Annotated in this window: 3 protein-coding genes; all 3 read left to right on the top strand. The window is 40.5% G+C overall.

The features are described 5' to 3' along the window. The first annotated feature begins 460 nt into the window (after positions 1–460). The 3 genes from RCO25_RS34400 (at position 461) to RCO25_RS34390 (ending at position 2,298) form a co-directional block, all read left to right on the top strand. Positions 461–721 carry a nuclear transport factor 2 family protein gene (locus RCO25_RS34400; protein WP_374992222.1) on the top strand — a complete coding sequence of 87 codons (261 nt, stop codon included), beginning with the start codon at positions 461–463 and terminating at the stop codon, positions 719–721. Between the two features lie 639 nt (positions 722–1,360). Further along, positions 1,361–1,699, top strand: coding sequence for an ArsR/SmtB family transcription factor (locus RCO25_RS34395; RefSeq protein WP_309000536.1), 339 nt, complete (start codon positions 1,361–1,363; stop codon positions 1,697–1,699). Between the two features lie 80 nt (positions 1,700–1,779). Then, entirely contained in the window at positions 1,780–2,298 is a 519-nt protein-coding gene (locus tag RCO25_RS34390) for an SRPBCC family protein (protein WP_309000535.1), read from the top strand. Positions 2,299–3,434: the final 1,136 nt, after the last annotated feature.

Genomic DNA, 3,434 nt, shown 5'->3' with positions numbered 1-3,434 from the left:
CGGAGGACCTCCAGTACAACCTTCGTCTTAAACTCTGAGGTATATCGGTTCCGTTTTTCCATTGCTTCATTATAACTTATTTTTCTTCCTCCCGTGTCTCAACCTATGGGAGCATTATATATATGGTTTCTCGTACAATCTTACATGGGGGTGGCGTTATGTTCGAAAGAATGGATCGTCAACAGAAAGATAGTTAAGTACCTTTTGCTTGGAAACCTCGTCTATCAGGTGGCATTGAGTTTGCTTCTTTTTGACTATGTAGTACATGTTCATGACAGGTTATTACGCATTATCCCTTATTCGTTGCATTTATTTTTAGTTGTACTCATTGGTTTGTATTTAATAATGTATCATAAGAAACCAGACACCAGCGTGTTGAACTAACGGGAAACGATAGTAGAATGGTGGGATAAAAGATTAATATAGATTTACTTAAGAAGGAATTGTTGAACCTTGAAGTATGTTATTAAAGCCAGAAATCCGCACTTCGGAAGAAGAGCTCTCAAATTTACTTGCTGATAATTTCTTCGAATTTGGAAGTTCGGGAAGAGTTTGGAGCAAAAAAGATGGACTTGGTACAAATGGTATTGGTGTTGTAAAAATGAAATTGAGTGATTTTGAAATACATCAATTGTCAGGAGAAATAGTTTTAACGACTTATCGAATATTCAACGAAGAAAAAATGCAGTATTCTTTACGAAGTTCTATTTGGAAATTTTAAGATACAAAATGGCGGATGATATTTCATCAGGGGACACCTATTCCCTTGTAGTTAGGAATCCATCAAATATTCCATGGTATGCTGGCGAACTTTATACAGAGGATGGCTGGATTGTTAAGTACAGTGAGAAAAAATATATCGAGCCTTGAACAAAAATTCAATAGAGTTTTCTGTACGTTGTCCCTTTCTGACAAGCGGATGAAGTAAGCTTGTTTAGAGGTTTACAGTAATAGAGTATTTAACTGCCATTAATTCTTATAGCATGGTTTTTCCCCTCTTGCTTCCTTTATCATTTCGAACACCTTAATCAATGTGACAAAGCCAGATTCGAGCAGAGCTGAACTATCCATCAAGGTATATGGGGCTTTGAGTATTATCGTGTTACATGAATTAGATCACCGTTACAATCTTAAAACAGTGTGATTCTCCCTAGGTTAAAACTAACGGGGAATTATAGTTGAACAACAAGGAGCAGTTTGCTACGGCAGCTGCTCGTAGTGAAATAACAAAACAAAATTCATTTAAAATATTCCTTTACAGGAATATTCCCGTTGTGGTATATTTGTTTCAGAGGAAAATACAAACTCCCAACACTAACGAAGGGCGCGTATAAGTACAGCAAGAGAACGGATGATGACCATGAATACTAACGTCATGAGTGCCTTGGCAGAGCCTAACCGCATGCAGATTGTTGAGCTTTTACGCGAACGTCCGCTCACTGTAGGGGAAATCGCCGAACGGCTGCAACTGCGCCAGCCTCAAGCATCCAAGCATTTACGTGTTCTAAGTGAGGCTGGCATCGTGGAGGCCCAGGTGGACGCGAACCGCCGGATCTACAGGCTGCGACCAGACCCTTTCCGGGAGTTGGACGATTGGCTGGAGAGCTACCGCGTCATTTGGGAGGAGCGGTTTGACCGCCTGGATGACTATTTGCAGAAGCTTCAGGGAATGGAAAAAAGGAAAGAGCAGCAAGACTGAGCTTAGGATAATGGATGAGTTTTGTGAACGCTGTGATGGACTATTTTGACCAATTAATGAATTCGAGGAGGAAGTTAAAAATGACAAATCAAATGGTATCCAAAGTAGAGGAAAAGGTGCTTATTCTGGAGCGTGAATTCAATGCCCCTCGCGAGCTTGTGTTCCAGGCTTTCTCGCAAGCCGAGCATCTGAAGCATTGGTGGGGACCTAGAGGCTGGACGCTTCCGGTATGCAACATTGATTTCCGAGTCGGCGGCGTGTGGCATTATTGCATGAAATGCGAGGACAAGAATCAGGGTGATTTCTACGGTATGGAATCTTGGGGCAAGGGTGTATACAGCGAGATCCAGGCGCCGGAGAAGATCGTGTATACGGACTATTTCTCCGATGCGGAGGGTAATATTGCGGAAACGATGCCGGCCACAATCTGCACACTGAACTTCATCGAAGTCGAAGGCGGAACCAAAGTCATCAACACCGCCGAATATGCAACGGCTGAAGGCTTGAAGCAGGTGCTCGATATGGGCATGCTGGAAGGCATCACAGATACCTGGAACAGACTGGTTGAGCATCTGGAGTCGATCCAGAAGATCAGTTAAAGAGGGGGAAGTATCTGGCGGAAACGCACAGATGCATGCATCAAAGAACAGAGAAAAAGGTCATTCCTCTTAGGGGATGATCTTTTTTCTGATCATTTCTAAATTGAACTATGAGATGTACACGATAATTACGAAATTCAAGCTTGAAACTACTATTCCGGGCGCTTCTACTTCCACCAGTTGCTCATTCGTTTGATGAACACCCTGTCTCTTGCAGGGGAACACAACGCTATGATCGATCTTACCTCGAGCTAAATCTAGACAGGAAAAAGGAGATTCCCCTCTATCCGTCGTTACACAGGTTTTTTCAAACCGCATAAGACCAATCTAATAGACCGTCTCACTTGAGGCGGTCTATTCTTTATCCGGTACGCAAAATCTGATAGTCTACGCAGCCCGTTTCTCCACGATTCGTTATTTTGGAAAGAGTGTAACTACCCACCATTTCAGAATCATTTTGTAATACCTTAAATTTACCGTGAGAACTATTTATTTACTATAATATGTAGGCCTTTTGTATTATAATGAATCTCACTTATTTACATCTATAACATCTGGAGGTTTGATTGCTTGAAGAGATTAGTACTTATATTAACAATTATCGCCGTTTTATTTCCCGCCACAGTATTTTCAGAAAGTATCCCCAACGATAAAGCAGTATCCAGCGACAAGCAAATTAGATTGTATCGGGATTCTAAGACCGTGAACCTCTCCAAACCACTATATTTTCAAAATGGTGAAATTTTTATTGAATTCAATTCTCTTTTTACGGCTCTAGGTTATAAACGAACAGATACTAAAACCACGATTGTTATGAGTTCAAATAACAAAAATTTCAATCAAAAAACGTTCACCTTTAATAAAGATAAATCTCGATTAAGCTGGATGTCAAAAATAAGATTAGTGATACCTATAATTATTCAATGACGTATCCGACTTATAAAGTAGTAAATGGGTTGATGTATTTCTCAACTAAGACTACCAATGATTTTCTTAGAGACAATAGACTAATGGTTAATAACTCAAACTTCGCAGCTAGGAATCGACAGGTAAGCCTTGAGGTAGCTAGGTAAGCCGGCGATCCATTGTTGGAGTTGACTTTTAATCAATTTTGAAAGTTTTTTGTTTGCGGTTGT

Source organism: Paenibacillus sp. LHD-38 (assembly GCF_031157315.1).
Taxonomy (GTDB): Bacteria; Bacillota; Bacilli; order Paenibacillales; family Paenibacillaceae; genus Pristimantibacillus.
Note: the sequence above shows the minus strand (reverse complement) of the source record. Positions and strands in the feature narration are given on the sequence as shown.